The sequence below is a fragment of the Burkholderia sp. APQ4-4ca genome (genome assembly GCF_057837105.1).
In genome coordinates this window covers 1-22537 of the sequence record NZ_JBYQCG010000101.1, presented here as the reverse complement: position 1 = coordinate 22537, position 22537 = coordinate 1, and the positions used below count along the sequence as shown (strand labels likewise).

The following is a 22537-nucleotide window of genomic DNA, read 5'->3' as shown; positions in this document are numbered from 1 at the left end:
ACGCTCCGCACGCCGGACCGTCGCCTCTGGAGCGAGACATGAACCCACGGCCGTACCCCACCGCCCCCGCGCACGTCTATCTGTTCGCGACCTGCCTGGTCGACCTGTTCGTCCCCGAAGCGGGGCTCGACGCGGTCCGCCTGCTGGAACGCGAGGGGCTGACCGTCCACTATCCGCGCGGCCAGAGCTGTTGCGGGCAGCCGGCCTACAGCAGCGGCAACCCCGACGAAGCGCGCCGCGTCGCGGCCGCGCAGCTCGACCTGTTCGCGCAACCGTGGCCGGTGATCGTGCCGTCCGGTTCGTGCGCGGGCATGATCCAGCACCATTGGGCGGCGCTGTTCGCCGACGATCCCGTTCACGGCCCGAAAGCGCGCGCGATCGCGGAGCGGACCTACGAACTCGCCGAATTCCTCGTCCACGTGCTCGACGTGCAGCTCGACGCGGTGGTGGCCGACGCCGGCCCCGGCGAACGCGTCGTACTGCACACGTCGTGCGCGGCACGGCGCGAGATGGGCACGCGCGTGCACGGCGTCGCGCTGGTCGACGCGCTGCCGGGCGTGACGCGCATCGAACACGAACGCGAGTCCGAATGCTGCGGCTTCGGCGGCACGTTCTCGCTGAAGCATCCGGACATCTCCGGCGCGATGGTGCGCGACAAGGTCGCGTCGGCCTGCGCGACCGGTTGCGACCGGCTCGTGTCCGCAGACTGCGGCTGCCTGCTGAACATCGGACACGCCGCGGCCAAGGCCGGCGCGGCGCTGCCCGTCGAGCATCTCGCGAGCTTCCTGTGGCGCCGCACGGCCGGCGCCGGCTCGCTGCGCGGAGATTCGCAATGAGCGCACGCGACGCGATCCTCGCGCGACTGCGCGCCGCCGCACCGGGCGTCGCGACGAACGCCGCGCCCGCGCTCGATGCACGCATCGACGCGCATTACGACACGCGCCGTGCATTGACCGGCCCGGCCCTGGATGCACGCGTGCAGGCGATGCAGACGGCGCTCGCCGCGTCGCATGCCGAAGTCTGGTGCGCGAGCGCCGACGCATGGCCCGCGCAGCTCGCCGCACGTCTGGCCGATGCCGGCGTGCGCCGCCTGCTGCTCGACCCGGCCCGCGCCGAATCCGCGGCGCTCGCCCGCGCGCTGCCCGAACCGGTCGCGCCGGTGCCGTTCGACCGGCCGATCGACGCCTGGAAAACCGAACTGTTCGACACGATCGACGCGGGCTTCACCGTCGCACGCTCGGGCATCGCGGCGACCGGCACGCTGGTGCTCGCGCCCGATGCCGGCACGCCGCGCACGGTGTCGCTGGTGCCGCCGCTGCACGTCGCGCTCGTGCATGCGAGCACGCTGCATGCGGACCTGCACGCCGCCGTGCAGGCCGAGCGCTGGCCAGCCGGCATGCCGACCAACCTCGTGCTGGTATCGGGCCCGTCGAAGACGTCCGACATCCAGCAGACGCTCGCCTATGGCGCGCACGGCCCGCGCCGCCTGTGGGTCGTGATCGTCACCGATTCGGCCGCGCCGTCGGCCGCCCCCGCTTGCGAGGAGCTGCCGCGATGAGCGACCACACGCTGCAATTCGTCGCCCCCGGCGACTTCAAGACCCGTGCGCGCGCCGCGCTCGACGATCCGGCGCTGCGCCGCAGCTTTCGCGGCGCGATGGACTTCCTGCAGGGCAAGCGCGCGACGCAATTCCCCGACGACACCGAGCTGCAGCACCTGCGCGATCTCGGCGAAGCCGTCCGGCAGCACGCGCTCGCGCAACTGCCCGCGCTGCTCGAACGGCTGGAGACGAAGCTCACCGCAGCCGGCGTGCACGTGCACTGGGCCGAGACGGCCGCCGACGCGAATGCGATCGTGCTCGGCATCGCGCAGGCGAAAAAGGCGCGCCGCGTGATCAAGGGCAAGTCGATGGCGAGCGAGGAAATCGAGCTGAACCATTACCTCGCGGAGCACGGGGTCGACTGCATCGAATCCGACATGGGCGAATTCATCGTGCAGCTCGCGGGCGAGAAGCCGTCGCACATCGTGATGCCGGCGATCCACAAGACCCGCGGCGACATCGCCGAACTGTTCGAGGCGCACCTGCCCGGCACGCGCTACACGGAAGACGTCGACGAACTGATCCAGACCGGCCGGCGCACGCTGCGCCGCGCGTTCGCGGAAGCGGACATCGGCCTGTCCGGCGTCAACTTCGCGGCGGCCGACACGGGCACGCTGTGGCTCGTCGAGAACGAAGGCAACGGCCGCCTGTCGACGACGGTGCCCGACACCCACGTGGCGATCATGGGGATCGAGAAGGTGGTCGAGAAACTCGCGCACATCGTGCCGCTGTCGAGCCTGCTCACGCGCTCGGCCACCGGCCAGGCGATCACGACCTACTTCAACCTGATCTCCGGCCCGCGCCGCGACGGCGAACGCGACGGCCCGCGCGAGCTGCATCTCGTGCTGCTCGACAACGGCCGCACGCAGGCATACGCGGACGAACAGTTGCGCGCGACGCTGCAATGCATCCGCTGCGGCGCGTGCATGAATCACTGCCCCGTCTATACGCGCATCGGCGGCCACGCGTACGGCACGACCTACCCGGGCCCGATCGGCAAGATCATCTCGCCGCACCTGCTGGGCCTCGACGCGACGGCCGACCTGCCGACCGCGTCGACGCTGTGCGGCGCATGCGGCGAGGTGTGCCCGGTGCGCATCCCGATCCCGCAATTGCTCGTGCGGCTGCGCACCGAAGCGAACCGCAAGCCCGACGAACCGGTCGCGCATCCGTTGCGCGGCCAGGGCGCGAACTACGACCGCACGGAAGAACTCGTGTGGCGCTTCTGGTCGGGCGCGTTCGCGCATCCGCGCGCGTACCGCGCATTCCGCTGGGCCGCGACGCGCCTGCGCGCGCTCACGCCCGCGAAACAACTGGGCTGGACGCAGCACCGCACGCCGCTCGAACCGGCGCCGCGCAGCCTGTCCGACCTGCTGCGCGCCCGCGGCCAGCCCGAATAGCGCATCCGCTTTCAAACCCGTACCCCGATAAATCCATGGAGGAGACAACCATGCAGGTTTGGCACCAGATCTACACCCCGCTCGACAGCCTCGGGCTGTCGGCGCTCGTCGCCGCGATTCCGATCATCTTCTTTTTCGTCGCGCTCGCCGTGCTGCGGATGAAGGGCCACGTCGCGGCCGCGATCACGCTGCTGCTGGCGCTCGGCGTCGCGATCGTCGCGTACGGCATGCCCGTGCCGCAAGCGCTCGCGGCGGCCGGCTTCGGCTTCGCGTACGGCTTGTGGCCGATCGCGTGGATCATCGTCGCGGCGGTGTTCCTGTACAAGATCGTCGTGAAGACCGGCCAGTTCGACATCATCCGCGCGTCGGTGCTGTCGATCACCGACGACCAGCGGCTGCAGATGCTGCTGATCGGCTTCTCGTTCGGCGCGTTCCTCGAAGGCGCGGCCGGCTTCGGCGCGCCCGTCGCGATCACGGCCGCGCTGCTCGTCGGCCTCGGCTTCAAGCCGCTGCATGCGGCCGGACTGTGTCTCATTGCCAACACCGCGCCGGTCGCGTTCGGCGCGATGGGGATCCCGATCATCGTCGCCGGGCAGGTGACGGGCATCGACGCGTTCCACATCGGCGCGATGGCCGGCCGTCAACTGCCGCTGCTGTCGCTCGCGGTGCCGTTCTGGCTTGTGTTCATGATGGACGGGCTGCGCGGCGTACGGCAGACGTGGCCGGCCGCGCTCGTCGCGGGCGGCAGCTTCGCCCTCACGCAGTACTTCACGTCGAACCACATCGGGCCCGAGCTGCCGGACATCACGTCGTCGCTCGTGAGCCTCGTGTCGCTCGCCGCGTTCCTGAAGGTCTGGCAGCCGAGCAGCGCGAAGCAGACGACAGGCGGAATCGTCGCGTCCAGCGGCGGCGCGGCGCTCGCCGGCTTCGGCGCGGGCGGCAACGGGGCGGGCGCGAGCCGCCAGGCGTCGCCGTACACGCTCGCGCAGACCGTGCGCGCATGGTCGCCGTTCCTGATCCTGACGGCCGTCGTCACCGTGTGGAGCATCGCGCCGTTCAAGGCGCTGTTCGCCGCGCACGGCGCGCTCGCGTCGACCGTGCTGAAGTTTCACGTGGCCGGGCTCGACCAGCTCGTCGTGAAGACCGCGCCGATCGCCGCGACGCCGAAGGCGCTCGACGCGGTGCTGAAGATCGATCTCGTGTCGGCGGTCGGCAGCGCGATCCTCGTGACCGCGCTGATCTCGATGGCGCTGTTGCGGATGAAGCCGCGCGACGCGCTCGTCACGTTCGGCGAGACGCTGAAGGAACTGACGCGCCCGATCCTGTCGATCGGCCTCGTGCTCGCGTTCGCGTTCGTCGCGAACTACTCGGGGATGTCGTCGACGCTCGCGCTGATGCTGGCCGCGACCGGCGGCGCGTTCCCGTTCTTCTCGCCGTTCCTCGGCTGGCTCGGCGTGTTCCTGACCGGCTCGGACACGTCGTCGAACGCGTTGTTCTGCTCGCTGCAGCAGGCCACCGCCCATCAGCTCGGCGTGCCCGAAACGCTCGCGGTCGCCGCGAACACGACGGGCGGCGTGACCGCGAAGATGATCTCGCCGCAATCGATCGCGGTCGCGTGCGCGGCGACGGGACTCGTCGGCAAGGAATCGGAGCTGTTCCGCTTCACGGTGCGGCACAGCCTGCTGTTCGCGGTGATCGTCGGGCTGATCACGCTCGTGCAGGCGTACCTGCTGCCGGGAATGGTGCCGTAAGCGCCGGCGTGCGCGCCGAAAAACAAAAAACCCACGCCCGAACGAGCGTGGGTTTTTCATTTCGCCTGCCGATCGCGGGCACCGACGGCCGGCGATCCGTTGCGCGATCAGCTACCCTTCGCGATGCGATCTTCGATGTGCTGCGCACGGCTCGACGAAGACGGGTGCGAACTCATCATCGAGCTCTGGCCGCCGTCGAGCTTTGCAAGCTTCTGGAACGCGGTAACGAGGCCCTTCTGGTTCATGTTCTTCTGCTTCATCAGGTCGAACGAGTAGTCGTCGGCCGCGCTTTCCTGCGACTGCGAGAACTGCGCGTTGATGAACTTCTCGGTGATGTCGCCGAGCTGCGAGCTCGACAGCGCCGCCACGCCCGGCGATGCCGCGCCGGCCGCGCTGCGCGCCGCGCTGACCGCGTACGCCGTCTGCATCGCCTTCTTCGAGTGGCCGAGAGCGACGTGGCCCATTTCATGGCCGATCACGCCGCGCAGCTCGTCGTCGTTCATCATGTCCATCAGGCCGCTGTACACGCGCACGCAGCCGTTGCCCATCGCCCACGCGTTGACGTCCTTGGTCATGTAGACCTTGTAGTTGATCTTCTGGCCGTTCAGCGTCATGTCGCCGAAGCCCTTCATCACCTTCGTCAGGCGCTTCGCGTAGGCGCTGTTCGCCGGCGCGATCTTCGATTCGGCGTCGCTCGACTTGCACGACTCGTTCGACAGCGCGGCGATGTCGCTGTCCGACAGCGTCGCTGCCTTGTACAGGTTGGTCCCCGCCGACGTCAGGCTGTTCGCGTCAAGGCTCTGCACCCCGCCGCACGCGCTCAACAGAAACGCCACGCCACATGCCGCCACCGCTTTCTTGAGTTGCATCCCGGAATCCCTCGATAGTTGTATTTGGGAGCGGCGATTTTGCATAATCCGGCAGAAAATTACCAGTTGTTTACAGCGAATGACACGTTCATTACTCAGTGGATTGAAACGACGCGGCGATCCGGCCCCGCATTGACGACGAAAGGCGCGGCAATCGCCGCACCCGGCACGGCGACCGCGGCGGCCAGCGGACGGGCCGTCGCTCAGGCCGCCTGGTCGCGGCGCCGCGTCAGGCGGCGGGCGACGAGCATCGGCAGCCGCATCGCGAAGCCGGTAAACAGGCGCAGGTGCATCCACGCGAGCAGCGCGTTGTCGCGGCCGTAGTGAAAATGCGACACGCCGCCTTCGTGGCGGCCGAAATAGCGCACCGGCGCGTCGATGCGGATCGGGCGCACGCCGGCCCAGCACAGCCGCACGGCCGCTTCGGGATCGAAGTCGAAGCCGCGCATCCACGGCTGGCGCCGCATGATCGCCGCCAGCGGCGCGACCGGATACACGCGAAAGCCGTACAGCGAATCGCCGATCCCGGCCCACAGCGTCTCGATGTCGGCCCACGCGTTCGACAGCCGGCGCCCCTGCACGCGCAACTGCGGCGCGCTCGCGTCGAACTTCGGCACGCCGAGCACCATCGCGTCGGGCGCGGCCTGCGACGCCGCCATGAAAGCGGGAATCAGATCGGCCGGATGCTGGCCGTCGGAATCCATCGTCAGCACGTGCGTGAAGCCGCCCGCGGCCGCCGCGTCGAGCCCCGCGAGCACCGCAGCGCCCTTGCCGCGATTCTCCGGCAGCACGATCACGCGCAGGCCGGGATCGCACTCGGCCATCGCCTGCAGCCGTTCGGCGCTGCCGTCGGTGCTGCCGTCGACGACGACCCACACCGGATTCCACCGCGCGCGGGCCTGGCGCACGGTCGTGTCGACCTTGGTGCCCGGGTTGTAGCTCGGAATCAGGACGAGATGGGTGGACGACGCGTGCAGCTTGGACATGGGAACAGCCGATGGTGAAGACGGGGATCCTGACAAAAGTGTATGACTCGCCGACGAACGCCGGCACGCGTCGTCGACGCCGGCCGCAGGCCGGACCGGCGGGCCGATCGTGAGGCTCTCGCGCTTCATGACAGCCACGCCATCGCATGACCGGCGCTGGCCTCGATCTCGACCAGCAGGTCGTCGCGACACACGTCCGCATGCACGAACAGCAGCCGCACGCGAGGCCCGGCCGCGTCGCGCAGCACGCGCTCGATCGCGGCCAGCGCCGCGATATCGCCGGCGTCGCGCACATAGACGCGATAGCTCAGGTCGGCGAGCGAGAACGGGCCGTGCCCCTGCCGCGCGGCCTGCTCGAGCACCGCCGCGAGGTTCGCGACCGTCTCGCGCGTCTGCGCGACGACGTCGCCGCGATGGACGGTACGGTGCCCGACGATGCTCGCGGTGCCCGATACGAACAGCACCGGCGCCGCCTTCCCCTCGGCCCAAGCGGCGGCGCGCGCGAACGTCGGCGCACGCGGGCCGTACTGCGCCGGATAGTGATACGCGCTGACCTGGCGCGGGTTCTCGATGGAATCGGCCGGCGTGCGGCTCGCGAGGAAATGAATCGCGAGCGGCGCGGCCGGCGACGCATCGCCCGCGACCGGCACGACCGAGCCGAGCGCGCACGCGGCCGGCACGCTGCCCGTGAGCGCGCGTCGGCACGCATCGAACGCACGCTGACGGCCGATATTGAACTGACGATAGCGCTCGATCCCGCCCTGCACCGCATTGATCGCCGGCACGGTGTTCCAGATCCGCAGCGGATGCGGCATGCCGAGCGTATCGAGCAGGTCGAACAGCGCGCGGTACGCCTCGAACGTCGCGCGTTCGAGCGGCGTGCCGCCGTCGTGCGGCGCGTCGTACGCCGCGTCCGTCTCGTGCACGACGAGGCTGCCGAACACGAGCCCCGCCGCTTCGCTGTAGCGGTAGTGCAGCGCGCCGCGCCGCGCGCTGCGCAGGTCGTGCGCATCGCATTGCCAGAGCTCGCAGACGGCATCGCCCGGTGCAACCTCGGCGCCGAGCAGCGCCATCTGCACCGGCGCGACCGGCAGGCCGGGCGCGGCATCGGTCAGCCTCCGCGCCATTGCGTCGGCGCGCGACGCGTCCGGTGCTCCCGCCGCGCCGATGCACACCGCGCCCAGCGCGCCGGAAAATACGCGATCGAGTCCGTCGCCCCACGTGCGCGCGTCGCGCAGCAGCGCGGCGAGCCGCGCATCGGTCATCTGGACGAGCCGCAGCGCGCGCTCGCCGCCGTGCGCGAACGGCACGGCGGCGGGCAACGGCGGACTCGGGCGCCGTTCGGCGTCGACTGGATGCACGGACACTTCGATTTCCTCACTATGCGGCGCAGGCCGCGCGACCCCGCGGCACTGCACCGCGTGGCGTTACGTCAGGCCTACGCGGCGCGCTTCGTCACGCGAGCCCGCCGTTGACGGACAACACCTGCCCCGTCACATAGGCCGCGGCGTCGGATACCAGGTACGCGACCATCGCCGCGACTTCGTCGGGCCGGCCCGCGCGCTGCGCGGGCACGAGCTGCTTGATGCGTTCGGCGGGAAACGCCGGTTCGGCCATCGGCGATGCGATGATGCCGGGCGCCACCGCGTTCACGGTGATGCCGCGCGACGCGAGCTCCAGCGACAGCGACTTCGTCGCGCCGATCAGCCCCGCCTTCGCGGCCGCGTAGTTGGCCTGCCCGCGATTGCCCGTCACGCCGGCCACCGACGCGATGTTGACGATCCGTCCGCGCCGCGTGCGGATCATCGGCAGCAGCAGCGGCTGCGTGACGTTGAAAAAGCCGTTGAGCGTCACGTCGATCACGCTGTGCCACTGCCGGCGCGACATGCCGGCCATCGGCGCGTCGTCGTGAATGCCCGCGTTGTTGACGAGGATCTGCACCGGCGCATCGTCGATGAACGGCTGCAGCGCGGCGAGCGTCGCATCGGCGTCGGTCACGTCGAACGCGATCGCGTGCGCGGCGCCGCCGGCCGCGACGATCTGCTGCGCGACGGCCTCCGCCTGCGCGAGATGGCGGTTCGCATGCACCCACACTTCATGGCCGGCCTGCGCGAGCGCCGCGCAGATCGCCTGCCCGAGTGCGCCGCTGCCGCCCGTCACGAGCGCCCGCATCGAATTGCTCCGTTCATCGCGTTCTCACCTCGATCGATGCGGCCGCGCGCCGTCCGTCGAGCGCCGCCGCGTGCCGTCCTCACCGTTGCATCGCGCCCGTGCGCTACACCCATGCGCGCCGCCGTCACTTCGTGCGATGCGCGGCGACATAGGCCGCGAGCGCCCCGAGCGTCGCAAAGATCTTTTGGTTGTCCGGATTGTCCGAGCGCAGTTCGAAGCCGTATTTCTTCGAAATCAGCAGCGCGATTTCCAGGATGTCGATGGAGTCGAGCCCGAACCCTTCGCCATACAGCGGAGTATCGGCCGTCACTGTGTCGAGCGGGACGTCTTCGAGATTCAATTCGCCGATGATCAGCGTGGCGAGCTCTTGTTCCAGTGCGTTCATCATGGGTGCGTGCAGGCGGCCCATGGCAGCGGGAGGCGCACGGAAACGGCAACCGTCGGGCACGCCCGGCGCGTGCGAAATCTCCGTCCCTCCGGCGTCTGCCGGCTTCCCCGCCTGCGTCGTTGGGGGATTGTTTGTAAAAGTTACGCGGATTCTAGACGAAGGGTATCGGGCCGTATACCGCGAATGGTTACAAGACTGGCGAGCCATCGTCGCGACCCGTTTCGGACGCGAATGCACGAGACGCTTGAGCCGCTTCGGATGGAAATGGACCGACCCCGCGAAACCGTTCGTCCGGTGCCATACAATCGGTTACAAAACCCGGTCGCGGCGGCCCCGAACCGCGCTGCCGCGGCCCTAAAATGAGCGTGCCCGACCACCAGCCCGGACCCGCGTCCCGGCCACCATTCATATGATGTTTGACGCCCGCCCCGCGTCCCCCACGATCCGCCCGATGTTTCCAGCCATGCCGCATCCGCCCTTGCGCTCCGTTCCGGTTCGCCCGCCCGTCCGCCGCTGCCGCACGGCCGCCGACCGCTGCGCGCGCCGCGCGCCCGGAGGCCGCCGATGAGCCGGCTGCTGCCCGTCGCGCGGGGTGTCGCCGCGGTCGGCGCCGTGGCCGCCTACCAGGCCGGCGCGCACTACGCGAGCGCGACGCCTGGCGCGCACGGCTTCGGCCTCGCGATGGCGCTCGTGCCGCCGCTGCTGCTCGCGCTCGGCGCGGCGCTGCGCTCGCCGCGGCGCGCGTGGCTCGTGCCGGCCTGGCTGCTGGTTGCCGCCACGCTGTGGGCCGCGCGCGCGCCGCTCGCGCAGCACTTCGAATGGGGCCTGTATCTGGAGCACGCGAGCTTCAACGTCGCGATGGCGCTGCTGTTCGGCCGCACGCTCGTGGCCGGCCAGGTCCCGCTGTGCACGCGCTTCGCGGCGATGATCCACGGCACGGTCACGCCAGCCGTCGCGCGCTACACGCGGCGCATCACGCTCGCGTGGACGCTGTTCTTCGTCGCGATCGCCGCCGTGTCGACGCTGCTGTTCGCGACCGCGCCGATCGTCACGTGGTCGACCTTCGCGAACTATCTGTCGCTGCCGCTCGTCGCCGCGATGTTCGCGGCCGAGCATGCGTGCCGGCGTTTCGCGCTGCCGCACGAGCCGCGGCCGCGGATGGTCGACGCGGTGCGCGCGTATCGCGCGTCGACCCACGCATCGCAGGGCTCGCGATGAATTCACGACCGGCACGGCCCCGCGGCCGTGCCGGCCTTCGTTCCCGTCTTGACCGATTTATGCCGACTCACCCGCTGGTATTCCATTCCTCGCCGGACCAGATGATCGCCTGGCGCGACGGCGCGCCCGTCACCGTGCGCGCGTTCGTCGCCGACGTTGCGCGCGTGGCCGCCGCGCTACCCGCCGGCGGCCACGTGTTCAACGTGTGCCGCGACCGCTATCGCTTCGCGGTCAGCCTGTGCGCGGCGCTCGTCGCCGGCAGGATCAGCCTGCTGCCGTCGACGCACACGCCGGAAATGGTCCGCCAGCTCGCGTCGTTCGCGCCCGACGCGTTCTGCCTGCACGACGCGCCCGATTGCACGATCGACCTGCCGCGCTTCGCGTATCCCGATGCCGCGCCCGGCGAACCGGCGAGCGACGCGCCGTTCGCCGTGCCGCGGATCGATGCGGCGCGGATCATGGCCTACGTGTTCACGTCCGGCTCGACCGGCCAGCCGGTGCCGCACCGCAAGACCTGGGGCTTCCTGGTCGGCTGCGTGCGCGCGGCGGCCGATCGCCTCGGGCTGCTCGACGGCCGCGCGGCCACGCTGATCGGCACGGTGCCCGCGCAGCACATGTACGGCTTCGAATCGACGGTGCTGCTCGCGCTGCTCGGCGGCCTCGCGTTCAGCAACCGCCAGCCGTTCTATCCGGGCGACATTCGCGACGAGCTCGATGCTATCCCCCAGCCGCGCGTGCTCGTCACGTCGCCGATCCACCTGCGTGCGCTGCTGTCGGCCGGCCATGCGCTGCCGCCCGCGGCGCTCGTGCTGTCGGCCACCGCGCCGCTGTCGGAAAAACTCGCGCGCGAAGCCGAGGCCGCGCTCGACGCGCCGCTCGTCGAGATCTACGGCAGCACCGAAACCGGCCAGATCGCGACCCGTCGCACGTCGCAAGGCGCCGCGTGGGAACTGTTCCCGGACATCCGGCTCGACGCACGCGACGAACCGGACGGCGACGACAACGGGCCGACCGTGTGGGTATCGGGCGGCCACGTCGAGGCGCCGGTGCCGATGGGCGACGCGCTCGAACTGCTCGGAGACGGCCGGTTCCTGCTGCACGGCCGCAAGGCCGACCTCGTCAACATCGCCGGCAAGCGCACGTCGCTCGCATACCTGAACCATCAGCTCAACGCGATTGCGCAGGTGGTCGACGGCGTGTTCTTCATGCCTGACGAAGCCGCGCCGGCGCACGGCGACACGGCGCTCGAGCCAGTCACGCGGCTCGTCGCGCTCGTCGTCGCGCCGACGCTCGCGGCCGCCGATCTGCAACGCGCGCTGCGCGAGCGGATCGATCCCGCGTTCATGCCGCGCCCGCTCATGTTCGTCGATGCGCTGCCGCGCAACGAAACGGGCAAGCTGCCGCGCGACGTGCTGGCCGCGCTCGTCGCGCACCATGCGCGCGCGACGGCCACGACGGCTGCAACGGCCGCGCCCCCCGCCGAGCGTGCCCCGGCCGGCACGCCCGCGCTTGCGTTCACGATTGCCGCCGACCATCCCGCGCTGCCCGGCCACTTCCCCGGCCATCCGGTCGTGCCGGGCGTCGTGCTGCTCGATCGCGCGATCCATACGATCGGTGCGGCGCTGAACCGTCCGCTGCACACGTGGCGGCTCGGGTCTGCGAAATTCCTGAGTCCGGTCGCACCCGGCGAACCGCTCGCGCTCGCGTACGCTGCCGCGGCCAGCGGCGCGATCCGCTTCACGGTGCGCGCCGGGTCGCGCGAGGTCGCGACCGGCGTGCTGTCCGCACCGCCGGCCGCGCAGGACGGTGCGCAACGATGAAACGCACTGCATGGGCCGAGCGCCAGGAGCGCAGCAACGCGAGCCTGCTGCGCGCGATGACGTGGATCTCGCTGCGCTTCGGCCGACCGCGCGCGCGCATCGTGCTGCACCTGATCGCGACGTATTTCGTGCTGTTCTCGCCGGCCGCGTGCGCGGCGTCGCGCGACTACCTGCGCCGCGTGCTTGGCCGCCCCGCGCGCTGGCGCGACGTGTACCGGCACGTATTCACGTTCGCGGCGACGATCCACGATCGCGTCTATCTGATGAACGGACGCTTCGACCTGTTCGACATCCGGCTGCACGGCGAGACGCGCGTCGATGCCGCGCTCGCGGATGGGCGCGGCGCGTTCCTGATGGGCGCGCACCTCGGCAGCTTCGAGGTCGTGCGCGCGATCGGCCGCACGCGTCCGGACCTGCGCGTGGTCGTCACGATGTACGAGGAGAACGCGCGCAAGATCAACGCGACGCTCGCCGCGGTGAATCCGGCCGCGCAGCCGGAGGTGATTCCGCTCGGGCACGTCGACTCGATGCTGAAGGTGCGCGAGCGCCTCGACGCGAACTGCATGGTCGGCATGCTCGCCGATCGCACGCTGCTCGACGACGCGGCCGCGTCGCTGCGACGTCTGCCGCTGCTCGGCGCGCCGGCCGCGTTTCCGCTCGGGCCGCTTTACATGGCCGCGATGCTGAAGCGCCCGGTGATCTTCATGACGGGCCTCTATCGCGACGGCAACCGCTACGACGTGCACTTCGAGACGCTCGCCGATTTCTCCGACGTGCGGCGCGACGCGCGCGCGGCGGCGGTCGACGCGGCGCTCGCGCGCTACGTCGCGCTCCTCGACAAGTACTGCCGCATGGCGCCGTACAACTGGTTCAACTATTTCGATTTCTGGCAGGGCGGCGATGCCGCGGCCGCGCGCCGCGCTGTGGCGCACGCCGGCGCCGACCTGCCCGCCACGAGGGATTCCGACGCATGATCGCCGTTCGCCGCCGCCGCCCGTTCCCGTTCTCGTCGCACCGCATCGCCCGCGTGCTCGCCGCCGCGGCCGCCGCGATCTTGCTGGCCATGCCCGCGCACGCAGCCGACGCCGGCTCGGCGTGGACCCTCGACCGGCTGATGTCGACGCTCGCGCAGCACAAGTCGGGCCGCGCGACCTTCACCGAGACGAAGACCCTGTCGATTGCCGAGCAGCCGATCGAATCGTCGGGTGAACTGATGTTCGTCGCGCCCGACCATCTGGAAAAGCACACGCTGAGCCCGAAACCCGAATACCTCGTCGTCGACGGCGACATGCTCACCGTCGAGCGCAACAACCGCAAGTACACGCTCGCGCTCGCGCGCTATCCGGAGCTCGGCGCGTTCATCGACAGCATCCGCGCGACGCTCGCCGGCAACCGCTTCGCGCTCGAACAGGTGTACAGGGTCGCCCTTTCCGGACGCGGCGACGACTGGACGCTGACGCTCACGCCGCTCGATTCGCGGATGCTGAAGGTCGTCAGCACGATCACGCTCGACGGCACGCGCGACGTGTTGCGCAGCGTCGCGATCCGGCAGGCCGACGGTGATCGTTCGGTGATGCGCCTGCAACCGGTCGCGGCGAACGCGAACTGATGGACGAGCGCACGCGCCCCGCCCCCGTCGCCCGCCGCGTGCCCGCATGGCGGCAGCGCGCGGTGCTCGCGTGGCTGCTCGCGCTCGTCGCGTGCGGTATCGCGATCGGGCGCGCGCACTTCACGGCCGACCTGTCCGCGTTCCTGCCGAATGCGCCGAGCGCCGGGCAGCGCGTGCTCGTCGACCAGTTGCGCGACGGCATCGTGTCGCGCCTGATTCTCGTCGCGATCGACGGCGGCGACGCGGGCACGCGCGCCGCGCTGTCGCGGCGCATGGCCGGCACGCTGCGCACCGATCCGCAGTTCGCGGCCGTGCACAACGGCGAGGCCGCGAACGACGCGCGCGACCGGCAATTCATCTTCGACCATCGCTATCTGCTGAGCCCGGCCGTCACGCCGCAGCGCTTCAGCGCCGACGGCTTGCACCGGGCGCTCGGCGACAGCCTCGACCTGCTGGGTTCGTCGGCCGGCCTCGTCGCGAAGGCGATGCTGCCGCGCGACCCGACCGGCGAAGTCGCCGCGCTGGTCGACGGGCTCGACAGCGCGGCCGAACCGGCGAGCCGCGACGGCGTGTGGGCGTCGCGCGACGGCACGCGCGCGGTGCTGGTCGTGCAGACTGCCGCCGCCGGCTCCGATACCGACGCGCAGGCCCGCGCGATCGACGCCGTGCGCCGCGCGTTCGCGGCCGCGACGCGGGCCGTGCCGAACGCGAACGCCGCGACGCTTGCGATGACCGGCCCCGGCGTGTTCTCGGTCGACACACGCGACACGATCCGGCACGACGTCGAGCGGTTGTCGACGGCAAGCGTCGTGCTGATCGTCGCGCTGCTGCTCACGCTGTACCGTTCGCCGCGCACGCTCGCGCTCGGCCTGCTGCCGGTGCTGACCGGCGTCGCGGCCGGGATCGCGGCGGTCGGCGTCGCGTTCGGCACGGTCCACGGGCTGACGCTCGGTTTCGGCACGACGCTGATCGGCGAAGCCGTCGACTATGCGATCTACCTGTTCGTGCAATCGGCGCAGGCCGGCACGCGCGGCGCCGCCCGCCCGGCCGACGCGACGCGCGCGTGGGTCGCCGCGTACTGGCCGACGATCCGGCTCGGCGTGCTGACGTCGGTGTGCGGGTTCGCGTCGATGCTGTTCTCCGGCTTCCCGGGCCTCGTGCAACTCGGGCTGTATTCGATCGTCGGGCTGACGGCCGCCGCGCTCGTCACGCGCTTCGTGCTGCCGCACCTGCGCGGCGAGCATGTCGCGATCCGCGACGTATCGCGCGTCGGCGCCGTCCTCGCGCGCGCGGCCGACGCCGCGCCGCGGCTGCGCGGGCCGCTCGCGGTGCTCGTGGTCGCCGCGTGCGCGACGCTCGCGCTGCATCGCGACGGCCTGTGGAGCCGCGAGCTCGCCGCGCTCAGCCCGGTGCCCGCGCCAGCGCAGGCGCTCGACGCGCGGCTGCGCGCCGACGTCGGCGCGCCCGACGTGCGCTATCTCGTCGTGATCGCCGCGCCGACCGAACAGGCCGCGCTCGAAGGCGCGGAAAAAGTCGCCGCGCAGTTGCAGCCGCTCGTCGACCGCGGCGCGCTCGGCGGTTTCGAAAACCCCGCACGCTACCTGCCGAGCGATGCCGCGCAGCGCGCGCGCCAGGCGAGCCTGCCGGATGCAACGGCGCTCGCCGCACGAATGCGCGATGCCGTCGCGCACCAGCCGATCGCGGTGAAACCCGGCCTGTTCGCGCCGTTCCTCGCCGACGTCGACGCCGCACGCCGCGCGCCGCTGCTGACGCGCGCGGACCTGCGCGGCACGTCGATGGCGCTCGCCGTCGATGCGCTGCTGACCGAACGCGACGGCCGCTGGAGCGCGATGCTGCCGCTACGGGCGCCGGACGCCGCGCGCGCCGCGCAGCCCGCGTCGAGCCTCGACGCCGCGCCGATTCGCGCCGCCGTCGCGCGCTCGGGCGTGCCCGATGCGCTGTTCGTCGACATGAAGGCCGAAGCCGATCGCCTGTACGTGAGCTACGTGCACGAGGACATCCGGCTGTCGCTCGCAGGATTGGCCGCGATCGCCGTGCTGCTGGCGATTGCGTTGCGCTCGCCGCGCCGCGCCGTGCGCGCCCTCGCCCCGCTCGTCGCGGCCGTGCTGGTCGTGACGGCCGGCTTCGCGCTCGCCGGCGTGCCACTGACGATCCTGCACCTCGTCGGGATGCTGCTGATCGTCGCGGTCGGCTCGAACTACGCGCTGTTCTTCTGCCGGCGCGACGACGCGCAGCCCGTCACGCCGTACACGCTCGTGTCGCTGCTGATCGCGAACCTCGCGACGGTCGCTGGCTTCGGGCTGCTCGCGCTGTCGCGCGTGCCGCTGCTCGAAACCTTCGGGCTGACCGTCGGCCCCGGCGCGATGCTCGCGCTCGCGTTCGCGGCGATTCTCGCGCCGCGCGCCGAGGGAACCGCAGGGTTCGGCCCGCGCGAACGAGGAGGCCGCGCATGAACGTGCCGCCTGTCATTCCGTCGCGCGATGCCGGCGACGCACGGCGCTGGAAGCCCACGCCGCTGATCGCGAGCGCCGCCGCGCTGCACGCCGGCGCGGCCGCAACCGTGATCGCGCAACCGGCCGCGTGGCCGTGGGCCGTCGGCGGCGTGGTCGCGTCGCATCTCGCGCTGACCGCGGCCGGCCTGTGGCCGCGCAGCACGCTGCTCGGCCCGAACTGGACACGCCTGCCGGCCGGCGCGGGCCGCCGCATCGCGCTGACGATCGACGACGGTCCCGACCCGGACGTCACCCCGCGCGTGCTCGACCTGCTCGACCGCTACGACGCGCGCGCGACGTTCTTTTGCATCGGCGATCTCGCGCGCCGCCATCCGCGATGGATCGAGGCGATCGTCGCGCGCGGCCATGCGGTCGAGAACCACAGCCAGCGGCACCGCCATACGTTCTCGCTGTCGGGGCCGGCCGCGCTGCGGCGCGAGATCGCGGCCGCGCAGCAGACGCTGACCGACATCGCCGGCACGCGCCCGCTGTTCTTCCGCGCGCCGGCCGGCCTGCGCAATCCGTTTCTCGAACCGGTGCTGTGCGAATTCGGCCTGCAACTCGCGAGCTGGACGCGGCGCGGCTTCGACACGCGTGCGCGCGACGCCGCGACCGTCACGCGCCGCCTGCTGCACGGGCTCGATGCACGCGACATCCTGCTCGTGCACGACGGTCACGCGGCGCGCGATGCGCGCGGCGAACCGGTCGTGCTCGACGTGCTGCCCGCGGTGCTGCGCGCGGCCGCCGGCGCGCAGTTGCACTGGACCACCTTGCGCGCGGCGCGCGCGCCCGAACCGTCCGGCCAGCCGGGCGTTCCGGCACCCCCGTTTGATAAAATCTGACCTCGAACGGCGCGCGTGCCAGCCCTGCTGCCGCGCCTGTTCCGGCCACCGGATGCGACCCTCGTGAACCCTCTCCTGCTCTCGCACTTCACCGCCACCAGCTGCATCGGCCGCGGCCTCGACGCGACCCTCGATGCGTTGCGCCACGCCTGCGGCGGGCTCGCGCCGTGCCACTTCGAGCGTGCGGATCTCGATACGTGGATCGGCGCGGTGGACGGTGTCGATGCACAGCCCGTGCGCGCCGATCTCGCCGACTTCGACTGCCGCAACAACCGCCTCGCGCAACTCGGCCTGACGCAGGACGGCTTCGACGCGCACGTCGCGGCGGCGGTCGCGCGCTACGGCGCCGCACGCGTCGGCGTGTTCATCGGCACGAGCACGGCCGGCATCCTCGAAACCGAACGCGCGTACCAGCGCCGCGATCCGGCGAGCGGCGCGCTGCCGGCCGATTTCCGCTACGCGCACACGCACAACCCGTATTCGCCGGCCGCGTTCGTGCGCGCGTATTTCGCGCTGCGCGGGCCGGCGATGGCGATCTCGTCCGCGTGCTCGTCGGGCGCGAAGGTGTTCGGCTCCGCGCGACGCATGATCGAGGCAGGGCTGATCGACGCGGCCGTCGTCGGCGGCGTCGATTCGCTGTGCCTGACCACGCTATACGGCTTCAACTCGCTCGAATTGCTGTCGCGCCAGCCGTGCCGGCCGTTCGATCGCGCGCGCGACGGCATCTCGATCGGCGAAGCCGCCGCGTTCGCGCTCGTCGAACGCGTCCCTGCCCCGCCCGCCGCGCTCGACGGCGACGCGATCCTGCTGCTCGGCATCGGCGAATCGAGCGACGCGCACCACATGTCGTCGCCGCATCCGGAAGGGCTCGGCGCGCGCGCCGCGATCGAGCAGGCGCTCGCCTCCGCCGGCCTCGGCGCGCACGAGATCGACTACGTGAACCTGCACGGCACCGCGACGCCGAGCAACGACGCAGCGGAAAGCCGCGCGCTCGGCGCACTGTTCGCCCGCACGCCGTGCAGCTCGACGAAGGGCGCGACCGGCCACACGCTGGGCGCGGCCGGCGCGCTGGAGGCGATCGTCGCCGCGCTCGCGCTGCGCGAGCAATTCGTGCCGGCCGGCGTCAACACGACGCAACCCGACCCGGCGCTCGCAGCCGATTACGTGCTCGCGAGCCGCGACACGCGCGTGCGCGCCGTCCTCTCCAATTCGTTCGGCTTCGGCGGCACGAATTGCAGCCTGCTCCTCGGCCGCGCCCGACGTTGAGGCCCGCCATGACACTCACCGCCTTCATCGAAAGCATCGGCCTCGTCGGGCCGGGATTGCACGACTGGCCGCATGCGGCCGACGTGCTCGCGGGCCGTGCGCCGTACGTGCCGGCCCGCACCGAGCTGCCGCCGCCGGCCGGGCTGCCGTCCGCCGAACGGCGCCGCACGGGCCCCGTCGTGCGCGCCGCGCTCGCGGTGGGCCACGAAGCTGTGGCCGCGAGCGGCCGCGACGCCGCGACGCTCGCGACCGTGTTCAGCGCGTCCGGCGGCGACGGCCAGAACTGCCACGCGATCTGCGACACGCTGGCCGGCGACGATCGCCAGCTGTCGCCGACCCGCTTCCACAATTCGGTGCACAACGCGCCGGCCGGCTACTGGAGCATCGCGACCCGCGCGACGGCGACGTCGAACGTGCTGTGCGCGCACGACGGCAGCTTTGCCGCCGGCCTGCTCGAAAGCCTGTGCCAGGTCGTCGTCGATCGCGTGCCGAGCCTGCTGATCGCGTACGACACCGACTATCCGGAACCGCTGCGCACGGTGCGGCCGATCGACGACGCATTCGGCGTCGCGCTCGTGTTCGCGCCGGAAGCCGGCGAACGCACGCTCGCCCGCATCGACGTGCAGCTCACCGATGCACCCGCGACGACGCTCGCGCATGCCGGACTCGACGCGCTGCGCGCCGGCAATCCGGCCGCGCGCGTGCTGCCGCTGCTCGATGCGCTCGCCACGCGGCGCTCGACGCGCGTCGTGCTCGACTACCTCGACGATACGCGCGTGCAGGTCGACGTCGCGATGTCCGAACCGTCGGCGGAGCGCGCGCGATGACCGCAACGGCCGGATTGACCCCGCCGCTCGACCGCGCGTGGATTGCCGCGCACATTCCGCATGCCGGCGCGATGTGCATGCTCGATTCGGTCGACGCGTGGGATGCCGAACGAATCCGCTGCACCGCGACGAGCCACCGCGATCCGCACAACCCGCTGCGCGCGCACGGGCGGCTCGCGTCGGTCTGCGGCATCGAATACGCGGCGCAGGCGATGGCCGTCCACGGCGCGCTGCTCGGCGCGCACGAAGCGCCGCCGCGCGTCGGCTATCTCGCGAGCGTGCGCAACGTCGACGCGTTCGTCGACCGGCTCGACACGTTCGAAGCGCCGCTCATCGTCGATGCGCAGCGGATGAGCGGCGACAGCCGCTCGGTGCTGTACGGCTTCGCGCTGCGCTGCGGCGAGCGCGTGCTGCTGTCCGGCCGCGCGGCGGTGATGCTCGACGCATCGGCCGCCGGCGCGTTTCAACCGGCGCCTGCCGGCCACACGAATCCTCGATGACGAGGCTTACCTCAAGGAAACCGGTCGTGAAAGTTCGTCAGTTCATTGGCGCCGCGCTCGTTCTGGCGCTGCTCAGCCCGCTCGCGCACGCGGACATGTCGGAAGTGAAGCAGGACATCAAGCGCGATTCGAAGGAAGCCGCGCATAAGACCGGCGAGGCCGCACGCAGCTTCGGCCACGCGACCGCGAGCGCAGCGAAGGCGGTCGGGCACGGCGTCGCCCACGTATCGCGCGAAGGCTGGGATGCCACCAAGCGCACGACGAAGCGGATCTTCCACAAGAACGACGCGGGCGAGTCGGCTGGAAAGCGCGAGAAGAACGACTGACCGCGCACCCCGCGCGCGCTGCCGACGGCATGTGCGCGCGCCGTGACCGCTCACCGACTGCTCACCGACCGCTCGGCCATCGCTCACCGCTAGCGACGCACCGGCGCCGCCGTCAGCGTGCCCGGCGCATGCGGTGCGGCGACCTCACCGGCCTGCGCGCGAGGCACTTGCCGTACGCGACGAGCCAGCAATCGCGATGATCGAAGTTCCGCAGCAGCCGTGCGCGGCTCCGCTCGAGCCAGTAGAGCGAGATCGCCATCGTCAGCCCGATGGCCAGCGCCGAGCCGCCGATCGCCAGCCCGATCCAGGTGTCGCCCATGCGTTCTCCGGAATGCGACGCCGAAGCGGCGCGCCTGCCGCCGCTCCGGCACGGGATGGGGAACGCGGCCCGCCCCCGAGCGAGCGCCGTGCGGGCCGCCGCACGTCACTGCATGTGCTGACCGCCGTTGATCGCGATGTTGGAGCCCGTCACGAAGCCGGCCTCCTCCGAGCACAGGTAAGCCACCAGCGCCGCGACTTCCTCGGGCTTGCCGAGCCGGCCCGCAGGAATCTGCGGGAGGATCTTCGTGTCGAGGATGTCCTGCGGGATCGCGGTGACCATCTTCGTCGCCAGATAGCCCGGCGACACCGTGTTCACCGTCACGCCCTTGCGCGCGACCTCGAGCGCGAGCGATTTCGTGAAGCCGTGCATGCCGGCTTTCGCGGCCGCGTAGTTGGTCTGGCCGACCGCCCCCTTCGAGCCGTTCACCGACGAGATGTTGACGATACGGCCCCAGCCGCGCTCGACCATGCCGTCGCAGACCGGCTTCGTCATGTTGAACACGGAATCGAGGTTCGTGCGGATCACCGCGTCCCAGTTGACCTTGTCGAGCTTGCGCAGCGTCATGTCGCGCGTGATGCCCGCGTTGTTCACGAGAATGTCGACCGGGCCGACGTCCCGCACGATCTTCTCGATGCATTGCTGGCACGAGTCGTGATCGGCCACGTCCACCGGGTACGCATGGAATTCCCGGCCGGCCGCATGCATCTCGGTCAGCCAGCGGTCCGCGCCGGCGTTGTTCGGCGAATACGTGACGACCACCCGGTGACCCGCGTCGTTCAACCGGATGCTGACCGCCTCGCCGAGGCCGCCCATTCCACCTGTCACAACTGCAATTCGCTTAGTCATACTATGAATTACCGACAAAAAAGTAATCGATGAAAGGCGGAGCGACGGCCTCGCACATGCTGCCGCCCCACCGCTTCGATGCGCAACCGCACGCGTCGCGGGCGCAGCACGCACCGGCGCCGCGCTGTGTTGTTGACTGCCTGTCTTGCGCGAAAACCGCCGGGCTCGCTTGCGACGCCGATTCGTGCCGCAAGCGAGCCGTGTCGTCAGACGCGCTGCTCAGACGCGCTCGACCGCGAGCGCGACGCCCATCCCGCCGCCGATGCACAGCGACGCCAGCCCGCGCTTCGCATCGCGCTTGGCCATCTCGTGCAGCAGCGTCACCAGGATCCGGCAGCCCGACGCGCCGATCGGATGGCCGATCGCGATCGCCCCGCCGTTCACGTTCACCTTCGACGTGTCCCAGCCCATCTGCTTGTGCACCGCCAACGCCTGCGCCGCGAACGCCTCGTTGATCTCCATCAGGTCCAGGTCGCCCGGCGTCCAGCCCGCGCGCTCCAGCGCACGGCGCGACGCCGGCACCGGGCCCATGCCCATCACGCTCGGATCCACGCCCGCGTTCGCGTACGCCTTGATCCACGCCAGCGGCGTCAGGCCCAGCGCCGCCGCCTTCTGCGCCGACATCACCAGCACCGCCGCCGCGCCGTCGTTCAGCCCCGACGCGTTCGCCGCCGTCACCGAGCCGTCCTTCGCGAACGCCGGCTTCAGCCCCGCCAGCGACTCCGCCGTCACGCCGTGACGCACGAACTCGTCGGTCGCGAACTGCAGCGGTTCGCCCTTGCGTTGCGGGATCGACACCGGCACGATCTCGTCATCGAAACGCCCGGCCTTCTGCGCGGCTTCCGCCTTGTTCTGCGACAGCGCCGCGAACGCGTCCTGCTCTTCGCGCGTGATCCCGTATTCCTTCGCGACGTTCTCCGCCGTGATGCCCATGTGGTACTGGTTGTACACGTCCCACAGCCCGTCGACGATCATCGTGTCGACCAGCTTCGCGTCGCCCATCCGGAACCCGTCGCGCGAGCCCGGCAGCACGTGCGGCGCCGCGCTCATGTTCTCCTGGCCGCCCGCGATCACGATCTCCGCGTCGCCCGCGACGATCGCGTTCGCCGCCAGCATCACGGCCTTCAGGCCCGAGCCGCACACCTTGTTGATCGTCATGCCCGGCACGGCGCTCGGCAGCCCTGCCTTGATCAGCGACTGCCGCGCCGGGTTCTGCCCGGAGCCGGCCGTCAGCACCTGGCCCATGATCACTTCGCTGACCTGCTCGGGCTTCACGCCCGAG

22 protein-coding genes are annotated in these 22537 nt (G+C 71.1%); 14 read left to right on the top strand and 8 right to left on the bottom strand.

The features are described from left to right. Positions 1-38 precede the first annotated feature (38 nt). The 4 genes from AC3IFE_RS12265 to AC3IFE_RS12250 are packed head-to-tail and all read left to right on the top strand — an operon-like array spanning position 39 to position 4751. Entirely contained in the window at positions 39-836 is a 798-nt protein-coding gene (locus AC3IFE_RS12265) for a (Fe-S)-binding protein (RefSeq protein WP_489190700.1), read from the top strand. Further along, entirely contained in the window at positions 833-1558 is a 726-nt protein-coding gene (locus AC3IFE_RS12260; protein WP_489190699.1) for a LutC/YkgG family protein, read from the top strand. Before AC3IFE_RS12265 ends, AC3IFE_RS12260 begins: the two co-directional genes overlap by 4 nt. Next, complete coding sequence (locus AC3IFE_RS12255) at positions 1555-3000, top strand: LutB/LldF family L-lactate oxidation iron-sulfur protein (RefSeq protein ID WP_489190698.1); 1446 nt, start codon at positions 1555-1557, stop codon at positions 2998-3000. The genes AC3IFE_RS12260 and AC3IFE_RS12255 overlap by 4 nt, the downstream gene beginning before the upstream one ends. Before the next feature lie 50 nt (positions 3001-3050). Then, positions 3051-4751: a lactate permease LctP family transporter gene (locus AC3IFE_RS12250; RefSeq protein WP_489190697.1), complete on the top strand. Its 1701-nt coding sequence runs from the start codon at positions 3051-3053 to the stop codon at positions 4749-4751. Between the two features lie 107 nt (positions 4752-4858). Here AC3IFE_RS12250 and loiP read toward each other — a convergent pair whose 3' ends face one another. From loiP to AC3IFE_RS12225, 5 genes are all read right to left on the bottom strand, one after another. Next, positions 4859-5620 (bottom strand): metalloprotease LoiP, encoded by a 762-nt coding sequence (loiP, locus tag AC3IFE_RS12245; RefSeq protein WP_301740236.1) that lies wholly within the window; start codon positions 5618-5620, stop codon positions 4859-4861. 203 nt (positions 5621-5823) lie between these two features. After that, positions 5824-6606 (bottom strand): glycosyltransferase family 2 protein, encoded by a 783-nt coding sequence (locus tag AC3IFE_RS12240; RefSeq protein ID WP_489190696.1) that lies wholly within the window; start codon positions 6604-6606, stop codon positions 5824-5826. 125 nt (positions 6607-6731) lie between these two features. Continuing rightward, positions 6732-7967, bottom strand: a complete 1236-nt coding sequence (locus tag AC3IFE_RS12235) for a chorismate transformation FkbO/Hyg5 family protein (RefSeq protein ID WP_489190704.1) — start codon at positions 7965-7967, stop codon at positions 6732-6734. A gap of 94 nt (positions 7968-8061) precedes the next feature. Beyond that, entirely contained in the window at positions 8062-8778 is a 717-nt protein-coding gene (gene fabG / locus AC3IFE_RS12230; protein ID WP_489190695.1) for a 3-oxoacyl-ACP reductase FabG, read from the bottom strand. 124 nt (positions 8779-8902) lie between these two features. Beyond that, positions 8903-9187 carry a phosphopantetheine-binding protein gene (locus tag AC3IFE_RS12225; RefSeq protein WP_084044082.1) on the bottom strand — a complete coding sequence of 95 codons (285 nt, stop codon included), beginning with the start codon at positions 9185-9187 and terminating at the stop codon, positions 8903-8905. Positions 9188-9730: 543 nt separating this feature from the next. Between AC3IFE_RS12225 and AC3IFE_RS12220 the strand changes: the two genes are divergently transcribed. The 10 genes from AC3IFE_RS12220 (at position 9731) to AC3IFE_RS12175 (ending at position 20087) form a co-directional block, all read left to right on the top strand. Beyond that, the gene (locus tag AC3IFE_RS12220) at positions 9731-10384 is read left to right on the top strand and encodes a COG4648 family protein (RefSeq protein WP_301740239.1); all 654 of its coding nucleotides are present in this window, start codon (positions 9731-9733) and stop codon (positions 10382-10384) included. A gap of 59 nt (positions 10385-10443) precedes the next feature. Next, positions 10444-12204, top strand: a complete 1761-nt coding sequence (locus tag AC3IFE_RS12215) for an AMP-binding protein (RefSeq protein WP_489190694.1) — start codon at positions 10444-10446, stop codon at positions 12202-12204. After that, positions 12201-13178: a lysophospholipid acyltransferase family protein gene (locus AC3IFE_RS12210; RefSeq protein ID WP_301740241.1), complete on the top strand. Its 978-nt coding sequence runs from the start codon at positions 12201-12203 to the stop codon at positions 13176-13178. The genes AC3IFE_RS12215 and AC3IFE_RS12210 overlap by 4 nt, the downstream gene beginning before the upstream one ends. After that, positions 13175-13813: an outer membrane lipoprotein carrier protein LolA gene (locus tag AC3IFE_RS12205; protein ID WP_489190693.1), complete on the top strand. Its 639-nt coding sequence runs from the start codon at positions 13175-13177 to the stop codon at positions 13811-13813. The genes AC3IFE_RS12210 and AC3IFE_RS12205 overlap by 4 nt, the downstream gene beginning before the upstream one ends. Next, positions 13813-16287: an MMPL family transporter gene (locus AC3IFE_RS12200; protein WP_489190692.1), complete on the top strand. Its 2475-nt coding sequence runs from the start codon at positions 13813-13815 to the stop codon at positions 16285-16287. Before AC3IFE_RS12205 ends, AC3IFE_RS12200 begins: the two co-directional genes overlap by 1 nt. Then, entirely contained in the window at positions 16284-17168 is an 885-nt protein-coding gene (locus AC3IFE_RS12195) for a polysaccharide deacetylase family protein (protein ID WP_489190691.1), read from the top strand. Before AC3IFE_RS12200 ends, AC3IFE_RS12195 begins: the two co-directional genes overlap by 4 nt. Before the next feature lie 63 nt (positions 17169-17231). Continuing rightward, a complete protein-coding gene (locus AC3IFE_RS12190) occupies positions 17232-18434 on the top strand; it encodes a beta-ketoacyl-[acyl-carrier-protein] synthase family protein (protein WP_489190690.1) in 1203 nt (400 codons plus the stop codon). 8 nt (positions 18435-18442) lie between these two features. Beyond that, the gene (locus tag AC3IFE_RS12185) at positions 18443-19261 is read left to right on the top strand and encodes a beta-ketoacyl synthase chain length factor (protein ID WP_089468448.1); all 819 of its coding nucleotides are present in this window, start codon (positions 18443-18445) and stop codon (positions 19259-19261) included. Further along, positions 19258-19761 (top strand): hotdog family protein, encoded by a 504-nt coding sequence (locus AC3IFE_RS12180; RefSeq protein ID WP_489190689.1) that lies wholly within the window; start codon positions 19258-19260, stop codon positions 19759-19761. The genes AC3IFE_RS12185 and AC3IFE_RS12180 overlap by 4 nt, the downstream gene beginning before the upstream one ends. Next, a complete protein-coding gene (locus AC3IFE_RS12175; protein WP_089468450.1) occupies positions 19758-20087 on the top strand; it encodes a hypothetical protein in 330 nt (109 codons plus the stop codon). The genes AC3IFE_RS12180 and AC3IFE_RS12175 overlap by 4 nt, the downstream gene beginning before the upstream one ends. Before the next feature lie 112 nt (positions 20088-20199). Here the strand turns inward: AC3IFE_RS12175 and AC3IFE_RS12170 are convergent, their stop codons facing one another. The 3 genes from AC3IFE_RS12170 to AC3IFE_RS12160 all read right to left on the bottom strand — a co-directional run. Beyond that, entirely contained in the window at positions 20200-20406 is a 207-nt protein-coding gene (locus tag AC3IFE_RS12170; protein WP_489190688.1) for a hypothetical protein, read from the bottom strand. Between the two features lie 105 nt (positions 20407-20511). Further along, positions 20512-21255, bottom strand: coding sequence for an acetoacetyl-CoA reductase (gene phbB, locus AC3IFE_RS12165; RefSeq protein ID WP_301740245.1), 744 nt, complete (start codon positions 21253-21255; stop codon positions 20512-20514). Between the two features lie 219 nt (positions 21256-21474). Then, positions 21475-22537: acetyl-CoA C-acetyltransferase (locus tag AC3IFE_RS12160; protein WP_489190687.1), on the bottom strand; the 1063-nt coding region annotated here is incomplete at its 5' end.

Bases quoted from the DNA above. Each gene is read 5' to 3' on its own strand.
- AC3IFE_RS12265 (WP_489190700.1), top strand. From the start codon at position 39: ATGAACCCACGGCCGTACCCCACCGCCCCCGCGCACGTCTATCTGTTC.
- AC3IFE_RS12260 (WP_489190699.1), top strand. From the start codon at position 833: ATGAGCGCACGCGACGCGATCCTCGCGCGACTGCGCGCCGCCGCACCG.
- AC3IFE_RS12255 (WP_489190698.1), top strand. From the start codon at position 1,555: ATGAGCGACCACACGCTGCAATTCGTCGCCCCCGGCGACTTCAAGACC.
- AC3IFE_RS12250 (WP_489190697.1), top strand. From the start codon at position 3,051: ATGCAGGTTTGGCACCAGATCTACACCCCGCTCGACAGCCTCGGGCTG.
- loiP (WP_301740236.1), bottom strand. From the start codon at position 5,620: ATGCAACTCAAGAAAGCGGTGGCGGCATGTGGCGTGGCGTTTCTGTTG.
- AC3IFE_RS12240 (WP_489190696.1), bottom strand. From the start codon at position 6,606: ATGTCCAAGCTGCACGCGTCGTCCACCCATCTCGTCCTGATTCCGAGC.
- fabG (WP_489190695.1), bottom strand. From the start codon at position 8,778: ATGCGGGCGCTCGTGACGGGCGGCAGCGGCGCACTCGGGCAGGCGATC.
- AC3IFE_RS12225 (WP_084044082.1), bottom strand. From the start codon at position 9,187: ATGGGCCGCCTGCACGCACCCATGATGAACGCACTGGAACAAGAGCTC.
- AC3IFE_RS12220 (WP_301740239.1), top strand. From the start codon at position 9,731: ATGAGCCGGCTGCTGCCCGTCGCGCGGGGTGTCGCCGCGGTCGGCGCC.
- AC3IFE_RS12215 (WP_489190694.1), top strand. From the start codon at position 10,444: ATGCCGACTCACCCGCTGGTATTCCATTCCTCGCCGGACCAGATGATC.
- AC3IFE_RS12210 (WP_301740241.1), top strand. From the start codon at position 12,201: ATGAAACGCACTGCATGGGCCGAGCGCCAGGAGCGCAGCAACGCGAGC.
- AC3IFE_RS12205 (WP_489190693.1), top strand. From the start codon at position 13,175: ATGATCGCCGTTCGCCGCCGCCGCCCGTTCCCGTTCTCGTCGCACCGC.
- AC3IFE_RS12200 (WP_489190692.1), top strand. From the start codon at position 13,813: ATGGACGAGCGCACGCGCCCCGCCCCCGTCGCCCGCCGCGTGCCCGCA.
- AC3IFE_RS12195 (WP_489190691.1), top strand. From the start codon at position 16,284: ATGAACGTGCCGCCTGTCATTCCGTCGCGCGATGCCGGCGACGCACGG.
- AC3IFE_RS12185 (WP_089468448.1), top strand. From the start codon at position 18,443: ATGACACTCACCGCCTTCATCGAAAGCATCGGCCTCGTCGGGCCGGGA.
- AC3IFE_RS12180 (WP_489190689.1), top strand. From the start codon at position 19,258: ATGACCGCAACGGCCGGATTGACCCCGCCGCTCGACCGCGCGTGGATT.
- AC3IFE_RS12175 (WP_089468450.1), top strand. From the start codon at position 19,758: ATGACGAGGCTTACCTCAAGGAAACCGGTCGTGAAAGTTCGTCAGTTC.
- AC3IFE_RS12170 (WP_489190688.1), bottom strand. From the start codon at position 20,406: ATGGGCGACACCTGGATCGGGCTGGCGATCGGCGGCTCGGCGCTGGCC.
- phbB (WP_301740245.1), bottom strand. From the start codon at position 21,255: ATGACTAAGCGAATTGCAGTTGTGACAGGTGGAATGGGCGGCCTCGGC.